We start from the raw sequence: 17,880 nt of genomic DNA, 5'->3' as shown, positions 1-17,880 counted from the left end.
GCAAAAGGTATCACCGTGGCCCTGTTCCCCTATTCTCGCCTTGTCTATATCTTTGAGGCCGTTCAGGCAGCAATATTGCCACAGGCTGAATTAGCAAAACGCTTTGCAGTTTCCAGCCGGACTATCCGTACAGATATAGCTGAATTGAATGATATTCTGCGCGATTATGGAACGCAGATCTTTTATAAACGTAAGGTCGGTTATACTCTTCACATTGAAGATCCTTCACTATTTGCTTCCCTGATCCAACAAAAGCAGACGATCAGAACGATCCCACACACAGCCGATGATCGCATTGATGCTTTGCTCTTCAAACTGCTAATGGGTTCAGCCCCCATCAAACTGGATAATATTGCGGAAGAATGGTCTATCAGCCGTAGCACGCTGCAACATGGTATGGGCGTTATACGTGAGATCTTAAGCAAATATCCCCTGCAATTGGAAAGTACTCCCCATTTGGGTACTAAATTAAGTGGCGATGAAAGATTAATTCGTGCCTGCCTGACGGATACTTTGATCCACCGCTTTTTACTGGCTTTTGAACCCTCTCTCAGCCAGTTCAGGCCGGATATTCTGACCAATATCGATCTGACCTATATTGAAAAAAACCTGCAAAACAGCCTGACCCGATTTGATATCCGCGTGACCAGTGAAGGGCGACAATATCTGATATTCAACTGTGCGGTTTCTATTCTCAGAATGAGTCACAGCCATCGACTGCCCTCTGGTTCAGTCAGTGAGCTGGATAACGCGATCCAAAATGCAGTACATGAAATTTCAAAAGCATTGAGTCTCTTTTGGAACAATGGTATGCCTGCCGCAGAAACATTCTATCTCGGCAGGCAGATCGCTGCTCAGCGAATTCCAAAACCGAATACTCTCACCAGTCAACTCACTGATAGCCATCAATGGGTGGGAGATATCCTTAACTACATCAGTCAATCCTATAACTATGACTTACGTCATGACAGCAAGTTAAGACACGATCTTGCGACTCATTTAGCGGTATTAGTCAGCCGGTTACAGAATCAAATCAATACGAAAAACCCGCTGTTAGCCGAGATCAAACAATATTATCCGTTCGCCTATGATGTGGTCGTCAGCGCTCTGAGCCGTATAGAAGATCAATTTCCTTGTGTTGTTGGTGAAGATGAACTTGGCTATCTGGCTGTACATATCGGCGTTGGCCTTGAGCGTCATTATAGCCGGGTTAACCATGTGCTGATCGTCACCGATGTTGGTAATGCTACCCAACGGATGATCGAGGCCCAAATTGCCCGTGAATTCCCCCAACTCAGTATCCAACGTGTCTTGCTGCCTCACGAATACGATTTATTAGAATATGTGGAAGAGAACTTCGTCATCACAACTTCGCACTTGCATGAAAAAAATAAACCTGTCACCAAAATCTCCGCATTTCCGACTTCCTATCAACTGAAGCAGATTCGGCAACTGGTCATGCAGGATCAGACCTATCCTTACATTCTTGAACGTTTTTTTGATGAACGTTATTTCATGATTATCAAAGATGAAATGACTCAGAAAGACTTGTTTAAAAAGGTTTGCCGTAAATTACAGGCAGATGGCTATGTGGAAGAAAACTTCTGCGCTTCGTTGACCGAACGGGAATCGATTATCTCCACGCTATTAGGTGAGAATATTGCACTGCCGCACACATTAGGGTTATTGGCACTAAAAACAGTTGTCGTCACCATCCTTGCCCCTAAAGGAATTGAATGGAACAAGGAAACAAAAGAGCAGGCAAACGTTATTTTCCTGCTTGCTATCAGCAAAGATGATTATGAAGAAGCCATGGCGATTTATGATCTGTTTGTTACATTTGTCAGGGAAAAAGCGACAAAAAGACTATTGCGGAGCAGAAACTTCCTTGATTTTCAGATAATAGCCAGAGACAGTCTTACCCGCTCTCGCTGAATAAATATGTGTCGATTATCAAACATCAGCAGAAACCAAAGATTATAATGTGACCAGATTCGCAGGTTGAGAAAATTCTCCCTCCCTGTTTTTTACTCAAATATGCCCCAAAATCCCACAGTGGCTAACCATTTTCAGTTAATTTCCACTTTGAAACGGAAATCAGCCAACTCCAAAGCCGAAAATAAAATCGCTAAAGTCATCTCAGTAAAAAAACACCACGTTAGCCTAATGGTCGATTTGATGGGGAAACCAGTTATGAATAATCTCCCTGTGCGTTTCAACATGGCAAAAGAGACTCATGATCCCGAAATTGTCAGCCAAAAATTACTGAGGCTTATTGGTGTATGGCTGGAAGAGGCGGGTGCTTATACCACCGAAGTTCAGCAACAGATGTTGGAATTTCATGTCAAATCTATGGTCATGAGAGCCAAAACAAAAGAGCCTTTGCCAGAAGTGGATTATTCTCTGTTTGATGAAATCTCACCAGAATCCATCACATTGGCTGCCCAAGTCGTCGAATCCCTCCCCGGATTAGCCGCCGAAGAGGTTTATCTGCTATCTGTGCACTTTGAAATTGCACGTTCCAATCCTTAACCGTCAGAGACAAGGTTTTCGGGAATCGTATTTTGGCAAGGATATTTTGGAGATAACATTATGAAAAAACAAATCATTGTGGTGATTGGTGATCGTTTAGGTAAAGGACAAAATGTGGCTGTCGGTGTTGAAGCTGCTGGCGGCAAAGCGATAGTCATTTCCGGCATAGCCGCAGATATGAAACTGGGTGATGTAATGCACAGTGAACACGGGGATATCGGTATCTCTTTCTGCGGAAGTGGAGGTGCTGGCGCAATCACGGCACAGAACAAATATGGCTATAAAATTCGCCACGGTATGCGTTCCATTGAAGAAGGCGAAACCGCCATCCACGAAGGCTGTACTGTGCTTGGATTTGGTTTTATGGATAAAGCTGAGCTGGGCGAACGCCTTGTACGGGCTTTTTTATCCACAAAATCAAACAGTCAAAAACAGGAAAGTTAATCATGAAATCGGTGCTCGAAACCTCAGTTAGGGTCAGCGGCGTCGGTGATACTAAACAAAAAGCCGTCTCCGATGCGCTGAATGCCGTACAACGCACGGTACTGAAAGGAACATCCCACCTGATCCTGCGCATTGAACCGAAGGATGTTGCCATTATCAAAGCCACCAGCACAGTGACAACAGATAAGTTCCTGTTCTTTTTCCTGCCTCGTCAACGTGAACACTATTCCGTTGTACTGGATGTTTTCGTCAATGTCACCTTGCTGGATGTACAAGCCATTCATTTCAGTCAATTATCGTAAAGCCTGATTGATATGGGGAAAATCTTATGGGAGCTACAGCGTCATTTCTCGAAATACTCAGTATGTCATTCCTGATTGGTGGCCTGTGCGGTTTTGGCCTCGGTGCCGGAGCAGCCCGCATGTTCCATGCTCCGACAGTACAGGGAATGGGCGCTTTCCGCACACTAGGAGAATTAAATTCCTGCGAAGGTGATCCCGCATCCCACTTCTCTTTTGGACTTGGTTTCTTCTTTAACGCTTGGGCTTCATCCGTCGCTGCCGGAGCGTTCACACAAGATGTCGATCATCGCATTATTCCCAATTGGGGAGCCGCTGCCCTGATGATCAAGAACCGCAATGTAGCAGAGACGCTGCATAACCCCAAAAGAATGGCCATTGCCTGTGGGATAGTCGGTGCACTGTTAGTCGCTTTCCTGAACACCACCGCTTCTGCTGTTCCGACAGCTTTACAAACTACCGCCACCAATGTGTTGGTGCCTGCTGCTAATTTACTGGTCAATACCGTGATGCCTGTACTGTTTTGGCTGGCAGCTATGGATGCCGGTCGCCGCTCCGGTTTCTGGGCCACCCTGTTTGGCGGCTGCGCGCAATTGATCATGGGGAATGCTATTCCCGGTCTGGTTCTCGGTATCCTGATCGGGAAAGGCGTCGATGACAATGGCTGGAATAAAGTGACCCGAACCATGCTGGTCGCCGTCGTTTTACTGTTTGTCCTCAGCGGCTTCTTCCGTGAATTCGATCTTAAACTATTGACCGTTTTCACACTGGAAACGCCGAACTGGCTGCAACATATCCATCAACTATTGAGTGGAAAATAATATTGAGTGGAAAATAACCATGAATACAGAACTGAACAAAAGCGATTTCTGGTATGCAGAATGGACATTCCCGCTGTTTGTCGGTCTGCTGTCAGCCGGAATTTTTGCCGGTACACATATGTACGTCGTATATGGATTCGGCGCATTCAATGAAGTGGCATTCGTCGCTATGTTGCGCTCCGGCATTGATACCGGAGCTTACGGCGCAGTGGCCGCATTCGGAGCCAGTTTTCTGTTCGCCCGGATCATCGAAGGTTCATTAGTCGGGATCCTGGATATCGGTGGTGCCCTGCAAACGGGTATCGGTTTGGGTGTTCCTGCGCTGCTGCTGGCAGGGGGTTTTGATTTTCTGGTCACCAATTTCTGGGCTTCACTGCTCACTGGCATGTTATTGGGTGTTGCGGTCGGACTACTCATTATCCTTGCCCGGAAATTCACCGTTAATCAGGGAAATTCCACCTTTGGGGCGGATGTCATGATGGGTGCCGGTAACGCTTCCGGTCGCTTTCTCGGCCCATTAATCATTCTGGCAGCGATGGCGGCTTCGATTCCCATTGGTATCGGTTCACTGGTTGGTGCGCTACTCTTTTATTTATGGAAAAAACCGGTTGCAGGTGGCGCTATTTTGGGTGCGATGGTACTCGGTTATTTCTTCCCTCTTTCTGCGTAAAGATCCTACGTAAAGAATCGCTATCATGTATGACTTAATCATCAGACAGGGAAAACTCATCAACGGAGATATCATTGATATCATCGTTAATCATGGCAGGATAATCGATATCGGCCCTGCTGTGGCAACGGGATTGAATGCCAACAAAGAGATTAATTTGTACGGTCATTACCACATCAGCGCGGGCTGGATTGATGCCCACACGCATTGCTACCCACAATCTCCTCTCTATTTTGATGACCCAGATTTAATCGGCGTAGCCAGTGGTGTCACAACGGTGGTCGATGCCGGTAGCACAGGAGCGGATGATATTGACCATTTTTATACTACAGCACGTAAGGCGAAAACCCATGTCTACGCTTTCCTGAATATTGCCCGTACCGGTATCAGGAACCAGAACGAACTGGCAGATTTAACCCAGATTGACGATAACAGCCTGCAAGATGCCGTCAAACGCCATGCCGGATTTGTCATTGGCTTGAAAGCCCGTATGAGCAAAAGCGTGGTGGGCGAAAATGGCCTCCAACCTCTGCTCAAAGCAAAAATGATGCAGCAAAAGAACGGATTGCCATTGATGGTGCATATCGGCAATCCCCCACCCAATCTGGAGGAAATTGCTGATCAACTGGTCAAAGGCGATATCATCACCCACTGCTTTAACGGCAAACCGAACCGTATCCTTGATAACGAAGGTGATCTGAAACCCGCCATTCAACGGGCAATAGAGCGAGGGATCATCTTAGATGTAGGGCATGGTACAGAAAGTTTCAGCTTCAGGATTGCGGAACAAGCCATACGCTCCGCAGCCTATCCCCATATGATCAGTTCCGATATTTACCAACGAAACCGGATGGGCGGGCCGGTTTATAGCCTCGCTATCGTAATGAATAAATTCCTCAGTATGGGAGTTTCCCCTGAACGAGTCCTTAGCTGTGTCACGATCAATGCAGCAAATTTCCTGCGTTTGCCACGCAAAGGCCGGCTGGAACGTGGTTTTGATGGTGATATCACGATTTTTGAGCTGAAAAATCAACATATTGAGCTTGTGGATGCCGAAGGAGAAGTCAGAGTCGGCACTCAACAATTTATTCCCATTGCCGCTATCGTTTCTGGCACAGATATCGTAGTGGCAGATCCGATAGTGACCAACAGGAGCACTCACAATGACATCTCTGTATGAAAAATATCAATTGCGACAGGTCATCAATGCTGCCGGACGGATGACCGCACTGGGCGTTTCAACACCACGTCCTGACGTGATTGAACAGGTCACCACAGGACTTCACCATTATTTTGAGATGGATGACCTGATAAATAAAACAGGAGTATATATTGCCAATTTACTTGGCGTAGAAAACGCAGTTATCGTCTCCTGCGCTTCAGCGGGGATCGCCCAATCTGTGGCAGCGGTGATAACCAAAGATGACAATGACTTGGTATTTAATCTGCACAACTCAGGGAAATCCATTCCCCGTGACATCATCATTGCCAAAGGACATAACGTAAACTTTGGTGCTCCTGTTGAGACGATGATGACATTGGGTGGCGGCAGAGTCATCGAAGCAGGTTTTGCCAACGAATGCACTCCCTTTCAACTGGCCGCTAAAATCACCTCTCAAACCGCTGCTATCCTCTATATCAAATCACACCATGCTGTCCAGAAAAGTATGCTGACTGCCGCACAGGCGGCTGACATCGCACATCAGCACAACCTGCCTTTAATTGTGGATGCCGCAGCCGAGGAAGATTTAACCCTTTATTACCAGCAAGGCGCGGATTTGGTGATCTACAGCGGAGCCAAAGCGATTGAAGGCCCTACCAGCGGCTTGGTGATTGGCAGACAACCTTATGTTGAGTGGGTTAAACGGCAAAGTCACGGTATCGGGCGCGCCATGAAAATCGGCAAAGAGGGCATTCTTGGCCTGACATTAGCTATCGAGCAGTACCTTAAAGCCAAAAAAGAAACCGGTACTGAGATGATCGCAAGATTGGAACCATTTATTGAAAAACTTAATCACATTCCCGGCATATCCGCCAAAATCGTCTGGGACAGCGCTGGTCGCGATATAGCACGGGCTGAGATTACTTTCGACGAACAAAGAATTAATAAAAATACATTTGAAATTCTGGCACAACTCCGACAAGGCAATATTGCGATTTATTTTCGGGAATATAAAGCCAATGAAGGTAAAGTGGAGGCGGATATCCGTAGTGTTTCTACACAACAACTTGATACGATTGCTGCGGAAATCAGACGGGTTGTAATACAGGAATGACAAATATTTTTAACGCCAAAAAGTACATCATCCCTTAGATTCCAAGTTGCAACCAGCAAATCTGCAACTTGGAAAACAACGGATATATTCTCGATGCTTCTTTCATTGCTCAAATTAATTTCGGCATAAAAGGGTAAGATAGTAGACATAAATAAATACAATGTCAGTGAAAAATTATTTTCATTAGCAAAATTCAGTAAAGAAACCCGACAAAATTTACAAATCCCCGAACTCTCTGGTCGGGAATTTAAAACCGCAAAATATTGCCATGATTTAATGATCTGGCCAAACCTTTAATTGCATTTCGCGCTGATATGGATGCGCTCGCCATGTCCGATATGACTAATAATGACCATAGATCTTATTTTTCAGTTAAATGAGAATACACATTAACAAAGCTATAAAATTCGTTTTCATTTTTAGCATTAATAGATAATAAATATAATAAAAACAATATCCATCACACATACCTATTAATTTCCAAGGAAATTAAAACCACTAAAACAATAAATTTAAGTAATATAAAAAGTATTATATTTTCACACTAATAGAATAAAGTGTGATCTAAAACTCAAACAACGTATCTTTTCATATTCAAAATTCTGAAATCTGACTAGGATGGACTGGCTATTACTTCATTCTATGAATTATCTCATCATAAAAGTAATCATTCTGTTATACCCTATGGATTTCAAGATGCAGTGAGGCGGCAAGGGAACGAATTTGCCCAGCCAAAGGCTGGCTTCCGGTGAGAGGCAGGAGCCTTTCATTAATCCCCAAGAGCATAGATAACTATGTGACTGGGATGAGTGAACGTAGCCAACAAAGCTACAACCTGAAAGACGACGAGTATAGCACCAATTTACGTTATTCAATTCACTACTCCTGCCATATAAAGGAGAAAAGGCATGAAGAAAAAACAAATAAATCAAAAGGATATTGATAATCTTATTAGGTTAATCGGGGGGCAAGAGAATATTGCTTCCGTAAGCCATTGTATCACCAGACTTAGGTTCGTTCTTAATACACCAGAAAAAGCCGATGCCAAAGCTATTGAAGAATTACCAATGGTAAAAGGTTGTTTCACTAATGCCGGCCAGTTCCAAGTGGTCATCGGGACGAATGTAGATATCTACTATAAAGCTCTGCTCACCGCCACCGGAAAGCAGTCGGCCAATAAAGAAGAGGTCAAACAGGCCGCGCGACAAAATATGAAATGGTATGAAAATGCAATTTCACATTTTGCTGAGATCTTCTTCCCATTGCTGCCTGCTCTTATCAGTGGCGGTCTGATATTAGGCCTCCGCAACTTGATCGGGGGAATTCCATTCAGTGAAGAAAAATCCCTCGCTCAGATGTATCCAATCTGGCAAACCATCTATGATTTCCTCTGGCTGATTGGTGAAGCCATATTTTTCTATCTGCCTGTCGGTATTTGCTGGTCTGCCGTTAAAAAAATGGGAGGAACCCCCATTCTGGGCATCGTTCTGGGGATCACTCTGGTCTCCCCACAATTAATGAACGCCTACTTACTTGGGCAACAGGTGCCTGATGTCTGGAATTTCGGCTGGTTTACCATCTCCAAAGTGGGTTATCAGGCTCAGGTTATACCTTCCCTGATGGCTGGTCTGGCCTTAGGATGGATTGAAACACGCTTGAAGAAGCTGGTGCCGGATTATCTTTATCTGGTGATTGTTCCGGTCGTTTCCCTGTTGCTGGCAGTTTTCCTTGCCCATGCGTTAATTGGCCCGATTGGGCGTGTGATCGGTGATGGTGTTGCATGGTGTGTCAAAGGGCTGATGACCGGAAGTTTTGCTCCGATTGGTGCCGCTTTGTTTGGCTTCTTCTATGCTCCACTGGTTATCACTGGCGTGCATCAGACTACATTGGCCATTGACCTGCAAATGATCCAAAGCACAGGCGGAACACCTATCTGGCCAATCATTGCCCTGTCCAATATTGCTCAAGGCTCTGCGGTTATCGGGATTATCTGGGCGAGCAAAAAAGAAAAAGAGCGGGAGATTTCAGTTCCGGCGGCGATTTCAGCCTATCTCGGCGTTACCGAACCTGCCATGTATGGTATTAACCTGAAATACCGCTACCCCATGTTCTGTGCAATGATTGGAACCAGCCTGGCGGGTCTGGTATGTGGACTCAATCATGTTACTTCCTATGGCATCGGTGTGGGAGGAATACCGGGTCTTCTGTCCATCAAACCCCAGTTCTGGGTAATCTACCTTATTGCCATGCTTATCGTTATTGTTATGCCAATGGTACTTACCATTCTGATGTATCGCAGGAATGAGCGCAAAGTCGCATTGGCTAATAGAGCAGCAAGTTAACTAGTTAATAGGATACAGGTTAATAGGAATTGTTATGACTGAACAACAACCGTGGTGGTTAGACAGTACTATCTACCAGATTTACCCAAAAAGTTTTCAGGATAGTACAGGAAGTGGTACGGGAGACATTAATGGGATCACCCAACGTCTGGATTACTTACAGCGCCTCGGTGTAGGCGCTATCTGGATCACACCAATTTATCCATCTCCACAGATAGACAATGGCTATGATGTTGCCGATTACTGCGCCATTAATTCTGATTATGGAACAATGGAAGACTTTGATAATCTGGTGGAAAATGCCCATCGTCGTGGCATTCGCATCATTTTAGATATGGTCTTTAACCACACCTCAACCGAGCATCCATGGTTTAAGGCGGCACAAGATATTAATAGCCCTTATCGCCAGTTTTATATCTGGCGGGAAAGCGCTAACGATTCCGTTCCTAATAACTGGAAATCCAAATTCAGCGGTAACGCGTGGCAGTGGCATCCAGAGAGCCAACAGTATTACCTTCATCTGTTTGCTGTAGAACAAGCTGATTTGAACTGGGAACATGAACCCGTTCGAACCGAGCTGAAGAAAATCTGTGAGTTCTGGGCCAACCGTGGCGTTGATGGACTAAGATTGGATGTGGTTAACCTCGTCTCAAAACAACAGGACTATCCTAATGATGAGCATGGTGATGGCCGCTGTTTTTATACCGATGGCCCGCGGATACATGAGTTTTTGCAGGAGATGAGCCGTGATGTTTTCCAACCTAAGGGATTGATGACTGTCGGAGAGATGTCCTCCACACGCCTTGAACACTGTGTCCACTATAGCGCATTGGATGGCAAAGAACTCTCCATGACGTTTAATTTTCATCATCTGAAAGTTGATTACCCTAATGGTGAGAAATGGACTCTAGCCAAGCCTGATTATATTGAGCTGAAAAGGATTTTTTCGACATGGCAACAGGGCATGCATCAAAAAGCCTGGAACGCACTTTTTTGGTGTAACCACGATCAACCCCGCATTGTTTCCCGGTTTGGTGATGAAAACCAACACCATAAAACATCTGCCAAAATGTTAGCGATGGTGCTACACGGCATGCAGGGAACACCCTATATTTATCAGGGTGAAGAGTTGGGTATGACAAATCCTCACTTTAAGCATATCGAAGACTATCGGGATATTGAAAGCCTGAATATGTATCAAGAGCGTATTGAAAAAGGCGTACAGCCAGAAGAAATTCTGGCAATTCTGGCACAGAAATCCCGTGACAATAGCCGAACACCGATGCAATGGGATGATTCCAGCAACGCTGGTTTTACTTCGGGTACTCCGTGGATCGCTACTTGCGATAATTATCGTGAAATCAATGTAGAAGCAGTATTACTGGACAAAGATTCTGTATTTTACTGCTACCAAGATTTGATTAAGTTAAGAAAAACACAACCCATCCTAACTCATGGTGATTATCTGGATCTTTTACCCGACCATCCTTCACTGTGGTGTTATTTGCGTCGTTGGCAGGATCAAACTCTGTTGGTTATAGCCAATCTAAGTGATGAAACACAACTTTGGTCTCAAGATCCTGAACTCACACATCAAGATTGGCGGGTACTCATCAGTAATTATCCATCATCAGCAAAAAAAATAGAGAAAGAAATTAAGCTCAATCCTTATGAAGCAATATACTTAATTTCAACATAACAATATTATTTATGTATTTCATTTCATCATAATATATTGTTTATAAGGTAATTTAAATATTATACCTCACCAAATAAAAGGTGAGGTATAATATTAACCAGAAAGAAAAATTATAAATAAAAACGGTAAGAAAATAATATATCGCCCCAGTACAAAGAAAATTCCACATCCAGCTTTACTTTCATTCACTCCTGCTATACTTAAAATAAAATATACCCGTCGTCTTTCAAGTTACATCTTGAAATCCATAGGGTATATACCAATATAACCACCTTTCAAATTACAGTTTTGTTTAATTTAAATAGAGGGAATAAACATGAAAACACTTAGAAAATATATAGCGTACAGTTTATCTTTGAGTATGATACTTTTTGCGAGTAGTGCTTTCACTAAAGACAGCACAGTGCAAAATGATCATAAAATAGAAAATAATAAAACCATCCATAAACCATCTGTTTTTTCCGCATATTATAATGCACACTTCAAAAATAATAGCAAAACTGCCAAAGTAAATATTATATATGAAGGCTCCCTATGTATGTATAATGCCGGGCCATCAGATGATATAATCTTAGCGCCTCAACAAGAAAGAAATTTTAGCTTAGAAGATAATAATAATTTCTTTAGTTTTTGCCGTTATTCGGATAAATTGGTTAGATGGACTATTGTCTATCATAAGCCAAACGCTAGGGCACAAGCCTGTAATGTAAAATTGCGCACAACATTCATTAACATAATAACAGGCTGGCGTACCTATTTTACTCATGAGGAGTCAGAATGCATGTTTCCTGTTAAATTTATCTGTGACGGCAGTGAATCAGATTGTCAGAATGGATATGTAAGTCGTGATGGAACGCAGATCACTATGGAAGTAAATGATTAACAAAGTGAATACTGACTGACTATATATAAAAAGACACTGGTTTAATGACTGGGAATTCATGCAGTAGCAATATATTCATGATTCTGCTTCATAGCATTTGTACAAAAGCTATGCCATACTTTTTTAATCTCAAACACGGAGTATGCCACTATGTTTTACTTAAGATACTTAACTTATTTGGGGATTAGTCGCAGAATTTATTTGCCGTCTTTTTGCTTTACCCATCATCAGCAAAAAAATAGAGAAGGAAATTAAGCTCAATCCTTATGAAGCAATATATTTAATTTCAACATAACAATATTATTTATATATTCAATTCCATCATAATATATTGTTTATAAGGTAATTTTAATATTATGCCTAGCCAAATAGAAGGTGAGGCATAATATTAATCAGAAAGAAAAATTATAAATAAAAACGGTAAAAAAATAACATATCTTCCCAGTACAAATAAAATCCCACATCCAGCTTTACTTTCATTCACTTCTGCTATACTTAAATATAAAGCATACCAATATAGCCACCTTTTCAAATTACAGCTTTGTTGACTGACATTCTCTTGTTGTCACACTGTATTTTGAACGTAATTAAATAATTTTTTTAATTTAAATAGAGGGAATAAACATGAAATCACTTAAAAAATATATAGCATACAGTTTATCTTTAAGTATGATACTTTTTGCGAGTAGTGCTTTCACTAAAAATAACACAGTGCAAAATGATCATAAAATAGAAAATAACAAAACCATCCATAAGCCATCTGTTTTTTCAGCATATTATAACGCGCACTTCAAAAATAATAGCAAAACCGCCAAAGTAATCATTACACGTACAGGATACCAATGTATGTATAATGCCGGGCCATCAGATGACATAACCTTACTCCCTCAACAAGAAAGAAACTTTAGCTTAGAAGATAGTAATAATTTCATTGGCAAATGCCATTCATTGGATAAATGGGTTACATGGTCTATTGTGTCTTATAAGGCAAGCGCCTGGGGAAAACGCTGCAATGTAGAATTGCACACAGCATACATTGATATGATGACAGGCTGGCGTACCTATTTTACTCCTGTGAATGTGGATACAGAGTGCGAGATTCCTATTAAATTTATTTGTGACGGCAATGAATCAAATTGTCAGAATGGATATGTAAGCCGTGATGGAACACAGATCACTATGGAAATAACTAATTGATTTTTATTTCTATTAATAATAGTGACTGATTATATATAAAAAGACACTGGTTTAATGGCTTGGAATTATTTTTTTAATCTCAAACGAAGAGACGAGGAGTATGCTATTTTTTTAACATAACCAACGTGAAATAAACTTATTTAACTGCTTATTATGATTATGAAACCAGCAATAACATTTGCTGGTTTTTTCTTTCCTATTATTTGACGTTGCGCCTATCACTGATGTTATCACGCTATTTCACAGATCACTGATATAAAAAGAGAGTAATTATTCACATAAAATGGCGGCATTTGCAGTGAACTCACGATATCTTATTTCCGTCTTTCAACACCAACCCTTTGGGATAGTGGTATACCCAAATATACTAATAAGGCGCTAATTATGACTAATCCATTACTAGAATCTTCTGGACTACCCAAATTTGCTTCTATTAAAGCAGAACATGTTGTACCAGCTGTAAAGGAAAGGTTAGCCAACTATCGTCAGGTGATTGAGAAAGTTCTGGCCGAAAATACCCCATTTACCTGGGATAATTTGTGCCAACCAATCTCTGAAGCGAAAAATCAATTTGGACGTGTCTGGTCTCCGATCAAGCACCTCAATGCCGTTAAGAATAGCCCGGAATTCCGGGTGGCTTATGAGCAGTGCCTCCCCATACTTGCCGAGTTCAATACTTGGATGGGACAGCACAAAGGATTATATCAGGCGTATAAGTCACTAAAAGAAAATCCGGCGTTTAGGGAGCTATCCCAATCGCAGCGCAAAGCCATTGAAGATACGCTGCTTGATTTTACATTGTCCGGCGTTGCTTTACCGGAAGAGAAACAAAAACGCTACGGTGAGATCACTGCCCGTTTATCTGAACTTAGTTCCCAGTTTGGCAATAATGTACTGGATGCCACTATGGGGTGGACTAAGCTCATCACTGATAAATACTATCTGTCGGGTTTGCCTGAAAGCACCCAAAATGCGGCCAAAGCCGCCGCCAGAGCGAAAGAATTGCATGGCTGGTTACTGACACTGGATCCCCCCATTTATAATTCTGTCATGAGCTATGCTGATGACCGTGACTTGCGTGAAGAAATATATACCGCCTATATAACTCGCGCTTCTGAGCTAGGGCCGAATGGCTGCAAATGGGACAATACCTCGATTATGGCGGAAATTCTCGCTCTGCGTCATGAACTCGCTTTGCTGTTAGGCTTTAAGAACTACGCCGAAAACTCTCTCGCAACCAAAATGGCGAAGACACCAAAAGAAGTTCTGGATTTCTTAAACGATCTGGTCAACCGCGCTCATTGTCAGGGTGAAAGGGAGATGGAAGAACTTTGTGATTTTGCCTTCTCCCACTATTGGGTTGATAATCTGGAAAGCTGGGATGTGAAGTACTATAGCGAAAAACAGAAACAGCATGATTTCTCCTTTGATGAAGAACAGCTGCGTGTTTATTTCCCTGAACAACGCGCACTCAATGGGCTGTTTGAAGTTGTCCGCCGCATTTATGGTATTACCGCTAAAGAGCGCCATGATGTAGAAACCTGGCATCCTGATGTCCGTTTCTTTGACTTATATGATGAAAAGCAAACATTGCGCGGTAGCTGCTATCTGGATCTCTATGCCCGCGAAAATAAACGAGGCGGAGCATGGAAGAGCAACTATGTTGACAGAATGCGTCTTGCTTCCGGTGAGTTGCAGAAACCTGTCGTTTTTATTAACTGCAACTTCAATAGGCCTGTAGGTGATAAACCCGCTCTGTTCACACACTCGGAAGTGAAAACTCTGTTTCATGAATTCGGCCACGGTTTGCACTCCATGTTAACCCTGGTTGAAACCCTGGATGTTGCCGGCACTAACGGTGTACCGTGGGATGCTGTGGAATGTCCAAGCCAGTTTATGGAGAACTGGTGTTGGGAGCCAGAGGCATTGGAATTTATCTCTGGTCATTATGAAACCAAAGAGCCTCTGCCGAAAGAAATGTTGGATAATATGCTGGCAGCGAAGAATTTTCAGTCCGCTATGTCAGTGCTGCGTCAGTTGGAGTATGGTCTGTTTGATTTCCTCCTGCACGTTGAATATGACCCGGCTAAAGGCGCGCAAATTCTGCCAATATTGCAGTCAGTGAAAGAGCATGTTTCTGTGGTTCCATCACAGGATTATGATCGCTTCCCGAACTCTTTCAGCCATATTTTTAACGGCGGCTATGCAGCAGGCTACTACAGCTACATGTGGGCAGATGTGCTGGCTGCGGACGCTTACTCCCGCTTCTCTGAGGAGGGAATTTTCAACCGCACAACCGGTCAATCGTTCCTTGATGATTATCTGACTCTTGGTGGTTCGATAGATCCAATGACACTATTTATTCGCTTCCGTGGCCGTAAACCATCACTGGACGCACTACTGAAAAGACTTGGCATCACTGGATAATTATTTGTGTTAATTTGTTAAATTGTACGAATAAGGCGCTGATAACAGCGCCTTATATCCCCGCCCGCACTGGGCGAGGGTTTACGGCGGATTTTGCTAAGTATTCGCATATATCTACATATCACAATACAATATCAGCATTGAACTCACGCTATCTTATCCCCATCTATCGTCAATAACCCATAATGGGATATAAGGCTGATCACAGCTTATACCCACATACAAAGAAAGGCTCTCATTATGACTAATCCGTTACTGACATCTTCAGTATTGCCTAAGTTCGCTGAGATTGAACCTAAACATGTCGTTCCTGCTGTAAAAGAAACACTGGCGAACTACCGTCAGGTAATTGAGAAGATTTTAACCGAGAATTCAATTTTCACTTGGGATAACCTGTGCCAACCTCTCTCTGAAGCATCAGACAAGCTTTCCCGTATGTGGTCACCTGTCGGGCATCTGAACTCCGTCAAAAATAGCCCGGAGCTTCGCGAAGCCTATGAGCAAAGCCTGCCCCTACTTTCCGAATTCAGTACCTGGCTTGGGCAACATAAAGGACTATATCAGGCTTATAAATCGCTCAAAGAAAGCCAGTCTTTTGAATCTCTGTCCCAACCACAGCGCAAATCTATTGAAGATACACTGCGGGATTTTGAGTTAACAGGCATTGGTCTGCCGGAAGAAAAACAGAAACGCTACGGTGAAATTACTGCACGTTTATCAGAAATCGGCTCCCAATTCGGCAATAACGTACTGGATGCCACAATGGGTTGGACGAAGCTCATTACCGATGAAAATGATCTGGCTGGTTTACCTGAAAGTGCCAAAGCGGCAGCTAAAGCCGCCGCAGAAGCCAAAGATCAGGAAGGCTGGCTGCTAACGCTGGATATGCCAAGCTATCTTCCTGTCATGACCTATGCTGATAACCGTGAACTGCGTCAGCAAATGTATTACGCCTACACTACCCGCGCATCTGATCAAGGGCCTGATGCCGGGAAATGGGACAATAACGCCATTATGGCGGAAATGTTGGCATTGCGTCATGAACTCGCTCAATTGCTGGGTTTCACAAACTACGCCGAACACTCCCTTGCCACCAAAATGGCTAAAACACCTCAGCAGGTGCTCGATTTCCTGAATGACCTGGCTCATCGTGCTCATGGTCAAGGCAAAAAGGAACTGGAAGAGCTGACCAACTTTGCCCGTTCACATTACGGCGTTGATAAGCTGGAAGCATGGGATCTGACGTACTACAGCGAAAAACAGAAACAACATCATTTCTCCATTGATGATGAACAACTACGTCCTTATTTCCCTGAACAACAGGTAATTGAAGGGTTGTTTGAAGTTGTCCATCGCATTTATGGCATCACAGCCAAAGAGCGACACGATGTCGAAACCTGGCACCCTGATGTTCGCTTCTTCGAACTGTATGATGAAAAGCAGACATTGCGTGGCAGTTTCTATCTGGATCTCTACGCCCGTGAGCATAAACGTGGCGGCGCATGGATGGACGACTGTGCTGGCAGAATGCGCCACGCTGCCGGTGAAATACAGAAACCTGTTGCTTACCTGACCTGTAATTTCAATAAACCGATTGGTGATAAACCTGCTCTGTTTACTCACGATGAAGTGATAACACTGTTCCATGAGTTTGGTCATGGCCTGCACCATATGCTGACCGAAATTGAAACGCTGGATGTCTCCGGCATCAATGGTGTGCCGTGGGATGCGGTTGAGCAGCCAAGCCAGTTTATGGAAAACTGGTGTTGGGAGCCGGAAGCACTGGCGTTTATCTCTGGTCACTATGAGACTAAGGAGCCTCTGCCACAAGAGATGCTGGATAATATGCTGGCAGCGAAAAACTATCAGGCCGCAATGTTTCTCCTGCGTCAGTTGGAGTTTGGTCTGTTTGATTTCCGCCTGTACTCTGAATATGACCCAGCAAAAGGGGCGCAAATCCTGCCAACCTTACAATCCGTGAAGAAACAGGTCTCTGTCGTTCCGTCACCAGAGTGGAACCGTTTTCCGAACTCTCTCAGCCATATTTTCAATGGTGGTTATGCAGCAGGTTATTACAGTTATCTATGGGCAGATGTGCTCGCAGCAGATGCTTATTCCCGCTTCTCTGAAGAAGGGATTTTCAATCGTACAACAGGTCAGTCGTTCCTCGACCATATCCTGTCCCGTGGCGGTTCAGAAGATCCAATGACGCTGTTTGTTCGCTTCCGTGGTCGCGAACCAAAACTGGATGCGATGCTGAAAAGTGCCGGTATCACTGGATAACTTGTGT

14 protein-coding genes are annotated in these 17,880 nt (G+C 43.5%); all 14 read left to right on the top strand.

Translation table 11 applies throughout. The features are described 5' to 3' along the window. Window positions 1-15 precede the first annotated feature (15 nt). The 14 genes from HGO23_RS00570 (at window position 16) to prlC (HGO23_RS00505) (ending at window position 17,873) form a co-directional block, all read left to right on the top strand. Entirely contained in the window at window positions 16-1,935 is a 1,920-nt protein-coding gene (locus tag HGO23_RS00570; protein ID WP_209027600.1) for a BglG family transcription antiterminator, read from the top strand. Window positions 1,936-2,193: 258 nt separating this feature from the next. Next, a complete protein-coding gene (locus HGO23_RS00565) occupies window positions 2,194-2,532 on the top strand; it encodes a transcriptional antiterminator (protein WP_099135499.1) in 339 nt (112 codons plus the stop codon). Between the two features lie 60 nt (window positions 2,533-2,592). Next, window positions 2,593-2,976, top strand: a complete 384-nt coding sequence (locus HGO23_RS00560) for an SFCGS family glycine-rich protein (RefSeq protein WP_209027599.1) — start codon at window positions 2,593-2,595, stop codon at window positions 2,974-2,976. A 2-nt stretch (window positions 2,977-2,978) separates the two neighbouring features. After that, on the top strand, window positions 2,979-3,278 hold the full coding sequence (locus tag HGO23_RS00555; protein ID WP_099135439.1) for a DUF4312 family protein: 300 nt from the start codon (window positions 2,979-2,981) through the stop codon (window positions 3,276-3,278). 26 nt (window positions 3,279-3,304) lie between these two features. Further along, window positions 3,305-4,096, top strand: coding sequence for a DUF4311 domain-containing protein (locus HGO23_RS00550; RefSeq protein ID WP_099135440.1), 792 nt, complete (start codon window positions 3,305-3,307; stop codon window positions 4,094-4,096). 19 nt (window positions 4,097-4,115) lie between these two features. Then, entirely contained in the window at window positions 4,116-4,766 is a 651-nt protein-coding gene (locus HGO23_RS00545; RefSeq protein WP_099135441.1) for a DUF4310 family protein, read from the top strand. Window positions 4,767-4,791: 25 nt separating this feature from the next. Continuing rightward, entirely contained in the window at window positions 4,792-5,946 is a 1,155-nt protein-coding gene (locus HGO23_RS00540) for an amidohydrolase/deacetylase family metallohydrolase (protein WP_209027598.1), read from the top strand. Further along, the gene (locus HGO23_RS00535) at window positions 5,930-7,042 is read left to right on the top strand and encodes a DgaE family pyridoxal phosphate-dependent ammonia lyase (RefSeq protein WP_099135443.1); all 1,113 of its coding nucleotides are present in this window, start codon (window positions 5,930-5,932) and stop codon (window positions 7,040-7,042) included. The genes HGO23_RS00540 and HGO23_RS00535 overlap by 17 nt, the downstream gene beginning before the upstream one ends. Before the next feature lie 908 nt (window positions 7,043-7,950). Continuing rightward, on the top strand, window positions 7,951-9,384 hold the full coding sequence (gene treB / locus HGO23_RS00530; protein WP_099135444.1) for a PTS trehalose transporter subunit IIBC: 1,434 nt from the start codon (window positions 7,951-7,953) through the stop codon (window positions 9,382-9,384). 34 nt (window positions 9,385-9,418) lie between these two features. Continuing rightward, window positions 9,419-11,083, top strand: coding sequence for an alpha,alpha-phosphotrehalase (gene treC, locus HGO23_RS00525; RefSeq protein WP_209027597.1), 1,665 nt, complete (start codon window positions 9,419-9,421; stop codon window positions 11,081-11,083). A gap of 316 nt (window positions 11,084-11,399) precedes the next feature. Further along, window positions 11,400-11,966, top strand: a complete 567-nt coding sequence (locus HGO23_RS00520) for a hypothetical protein (protein ID WP_099135446.1) — start codon at window positions 11,400-11,402, stop codon at window positions 11,964-11,966. A 624-nt stretch (window positions 11,967-12,590) separates the two neighbouring features. After that, window positions 12,591-13,163 (top strand): hypothetical protein, encoded by a 573-nt coding sequence (locus HGO23_RS00515; RefSeq protein ID WP_099135447.1) that lies wholly within the window; start codon window positions 12,591-12,593, stop codon window positions 13,161-13,163. A 384-nt stretch (window positions 13,164-13,547) separates the two neighbouring features. Then, complete coding sequence (gene prlC / locus HGO23_RS00510; protein ID WP_099135448.1) at window positions 13,548-15,590, top strand: oligopeptidase A; 2,043 nt, start codon at window positions 13,548-13,550, stop codon at window positions 15,588-15,590. Between the two features lie 240 nt (window positions 15,591-15,830). After that, a complete protein-coding gene (gene prlC / locus HGO23_RS00505; RefSeq protein WP_209027596.1) occupies window positions 15,831-17,873 on the top strand; it encodes an oligopeptidase A in 2,043 nt (680 codons plus the stop codon). The last annotated feature ends 7 nt before the right edge of the window (window positions 17,874-17,880 follow it).

This window comes from Xenorhabdus budapestensis (assembly GCF_017743015.1).
Taxonomy (GTDB): Bacteria; Pseudomonadota; Gammaproteobacteria; order Enterobacterales; family Enterobacteriaceae; genus Xenorhabdus; species Xenorhabdus budapestensis.
The sequence above is the reverse complement of the archived record's forward strand: the minus strand, read 5'-3'. Positions and strand labels throughout refer to the sequence as shown.